This window comes from Flavobacterium sp. (genome assembly GCF_043756175.1).
GTDB lineage: Bacteria > Bacteroidota > Bacteroidia > Flavobacteriales > Flavobacteriaceae > Flavobacterium.
Genome location: NZ_JAYURN010000128.1, coordinates 1 through 3,446 on the forward strand (window position 1 = coordinate 1; position 3,446 = coordinate 3,446).

5 protein-coding genes are annotated in these 3,446 nt (G+C 33.2%); all 5 read left to right on the forward strand.

Annotated elements, in window-relative coordinates; genetic code table 11:
* A partial coding sequence (locus ACH2BP_RS10070) for a DUF1684 domain-containing protein (protein WP_395059489.1) occupies positions 1-424 on the forward strand: 424 nt, incomplete at its 5' end.
* Positions 424-1,077 carry a TatD family hydrolase gene (locus ACH2BP_RS10075; protein ID WP_395059491.1) on the forward strand — a complete coding sequence of 218 codons (654 nt, stop codon included), beginning with the start codon at positions 424-426 and terminating at the stop codon, positions 1,075-1,077. The genes ACH2BP_RS10070 and ACH2BP_RS10075, both read left to right, overlap by 1 nt.
* A gap of 68 nt (positions 1,078-1,145) precedes the next feature.
* Positions 1,146-1,862: a ThiF family adenylyltransferase gene (locus ACH2BP_RS10080; protein WP_395059493.1), complete on the forward strand. Its 717-nt coding sequence runs from the start codon at positions 1,146-1,148 to the stop codon at positions 1,860-1,862.
* 107 nt (positions 1,863-1,969) lie between these two features.
* Positions 1,970-2,644: an HAD family hydrolase gene (locus tag ACH2BP_RS10085; protein ID WP_395059495.1), complete on the forward strand. Its 675-nt coding sequence runs from the start codon at positions 1,970-1,972 to the stop codon at positions 2,642-2,644.
* Between the two features lie 51 nt (positions 2,645-2,695).
* The coding region (locus ACH2BP_RS10090) for a DUF2911 domain-containing protein (RefSeq protein ID WP_395059497.1) at positions 2,696-3,446 on the forward strand (751 nt) is incomplete at its 3' end.

Here is a 3,446-nt window from a genome sequence, read left to right on the forward strand (position 1 = left end):
CCCGATAAATGAGAAGTTCTATGTGATAGCAAAATTTGTTAGAACAGAAAATGAAAAGCCGTTTGAAATGAAAACCACTGGGGAAAGAAAACCAATGTATGTAAAATATGGCGAAGCTTACTTTATTTTAGAGGGAAAAGATTTTAAACTGAATATTTATAAGAACATTGAACTTTCAAAGAAAAAGGAATATAAAGACTATTTATTTTTACCGTTTTCAGATTTAACTTGTGGGAATGAAAGCTATATAGGCGGAAAATATATTGATATGAAAGTACCTAAAGGCGAAACGGTGGTTATTGATTTTAATACTTCGTATAATCCATATTGTGCTTACAGTAATAAATATTCTTGTCCAAAAGTACCTTTGGAAAACGATTTGAATATCGAAATAAAAGCCGGAGTTAAAAAATTCCATGACTAATGGAGTTCTTTAATCTGCATACCCATAAATTCACGAATCGACCTCGAGTAGTGGAATTAGTCAATCAATATCCTTGGGAATTTGATGAAACAATTCCATTTTATTCTATCGGAATTCATCCTTGGTTTATTGTTGAAGAACGATTAGAATCTGATTTTGAAGTACTAGAAAGTAAATTGCAAGAAGCACGTTGCCTAGCTATGGGTGAATGCGGGCTTGATAAGCGCATTGAAGTTCCAATGGAGTTACAGCAGTTGGTTTTCGAAAAACAATTGCTTTTGGCACAGAAATATCAAAAACCCGTTGTGATTCATTGTGTTGCGGCTTTTCAGGAATTAATTGAAACTGTAAAAAAATTAAATATTACGGTTCCAATACTAATTCATGGATTTTCAAAAAGCGAACAGTTAGCAAAACAGTTATTGGATAATGGATTTTATATTTCGTTTGGAAAATATTTATTGCAAAATAAGGAATTAGAAACGGTTTTTAAAAGCGTTCCCAATAATCGATTTTTTCTCGAAACCGATACGGTTGAAGAACGAATCGAAACTGTTTATGTATTGGCAGCAAAATACAAAGGTATTTCGGTGGAAGAAATGCAAAACCAGGTGAATAGTAATTTTAGATTTGTATTTGCAAAGACATTGTAGAATAAAAAATAATATTTGGAATGTTTGAAGCTTTAGCACTTTAAACATTAAACTTTAAACAAGAAAAAATGGCAGAGTGGACGGAAAGAGCCGAACTTTTATTTAAAAAAGAAGGTTTAAATAAATTACAAGATGCAAATGTACTAGTCGTAGGACTTGGTGGTGTGGGATCTTTTGCTGCTGAATTTTTGGCGAGAGCAGGAGTGGGAAAAATGACAATTGTAGATGGAGATGTAGTTGATATTACCAATATAAACAGACAGTTACCCGCTTTGCATTCTACGGTAGGACAGCCCAAAGTTACTATTGTGGGCGATCGACTAATGGATATTAATCCTGAATTGAAATTGACCCGTGTGCAGGAGTTTCTTTCGCCAGAGCGTGCTTTCGAGATTGTTTCAGAGGAATTTGATTACGTTTTGGATTGCATTGATAGCGTAACTCCGAAACTGAATTTGATTATTGCAGCCAAAAGAAAAAGAGTGAAAATCATAAGCAGCATGGGAGCTGGCGGAAAGATGGAAGCTTCGAAAGTCAAAGTGACGGATATAACCAATACAGTGAATTGTTTCTTTGCAAAAACCATACGAAGACGTTTGAAAGAATTTAAAATTGATAAATTGAAAGTCGTTTTTTCTTCTGAAATTCAGGACGAATCCAGTTTAAAAATGACTGATGGTTCCAATTTTAAAAAATCATTTTATGGAACGAACAGCTATATGCCTGGTTTATTTGGTCTGTATGCTGCAGAAACCGTAATTCGGTATTTACTTAAAAAAGAGTAGTTTTTAAGGTTTTAGTCACGGTATTTTAGTTGGAGTCCTAGAAAATAATCTTCCTAAATTAACGAATCTAATAATCTAAGAAGTCTAAAAATCTAAAAATCTAAAAAATGATACAAACAGTAATTTTTGATATGGATGGTGTAATTGTTGACACAGAGCCAGTGCACCGTTATGCTTATTTCAAACAATTTGAAGAATTAAATATTGCTGTTACGGAAGAAATGTATACCTCATTTACAGGTTTTTCAACAAGAAATACATTCCAGACTTTGAAAGAAGCTTTTCAATTGAATCATGATGTTGAGGATTTAATTCAAAGAAAAAGAAACATCTTTAACGATGCTTTTGATAGTAAAGAAGATTTAGAATTGCTGGAAGGCGTTGAAAACTTAATCAAAGAATTACACCAGGACGGAATGCAATTGATTCTAGCTTCTTCCGCTTCTAAAGTTACTATCGAGCGTGTTTTTGCGCGCTTTGGGTTGCATCAATATTTTACGCATGTAGTGAGTGGTGAAGATTTTCCTAAATCAAAACCACATCCTGCCATTTTTGAGCATGCAGCGAGTTTATCGATTGCCCCAAAGGAAAATTGTATTGTAATTGAAGACAGTACTAACGGGGTTAAAGCTTCAAAAGCTGCTGGGATTTTCTGTGTGGGTTATAACAGCATTCATTCAAAAGACCAAGATTTATCAGAAGCAGATGTAGTAATCAATCATTTCAATGAATTAGGTTTTAATGAAGTGAGAAATATTGATTCCAAATTAAGGAATAATTAACATTTAAGAATACCTGAATTTGTAAATTTGGAGAACATAAAAATCAAAACCATGAAAAATATTCTAATTGCATTTGCTATCATTATTGCAAACTTTACCATTGAAGCGCAGGTAAAAACACCGCAAGCCAGTCCTAAAGCTATAATCAATCAAAGCGTTGGTTTAACTCAAGTTGAAATTAATTATTCCAGACCAAGTTCCAGAGGAAGAGCTGTTTTTGGGAATTTAATCCCTTTTGGAAAAGTATGGAGAACGGGAGCTAATGAAAATACAACAATATCATTTAGTGATGATGTAGTTATCGATGGTAAAACTTTAAAGAAAGGAAAATACGCTTTGTATACTGTTCCTAAAATTGAAAGCTGGGATATAATATTTTACTCCACGACTGATAATTGGGGAAATCCAGAAGAATGGAACGAAGCAAACGTAGTATTAAGAACTACCGTGAAGGAAGAAACTTTACCAAAACCAGTTGAAACTTTTACTATTGGAATAAGTGGTTTAGATAATAATTTTGCCTATTTAGAAATGTATTGGGAGAGTTCTTATGTTGCTTTAAAATTTGAAGTACCTACCCAAAAAATGGCCATGGCAAGTATTGAAAAAGCATTGGCTGGACCAACTGCCGGTGATTATTTTTCTTCAGCACAATTTTTATATCAATCAAATGGCGATAATGCTAAAGCATTAGTTTATGCAAATAAAGCATTAGATCTGAATAAGGATAAACCATTTTATTACTACCGTTTAAAATCCTTGATACAAGCAAAACTTGGGGATAAAAAAGGAGCTATTGAAA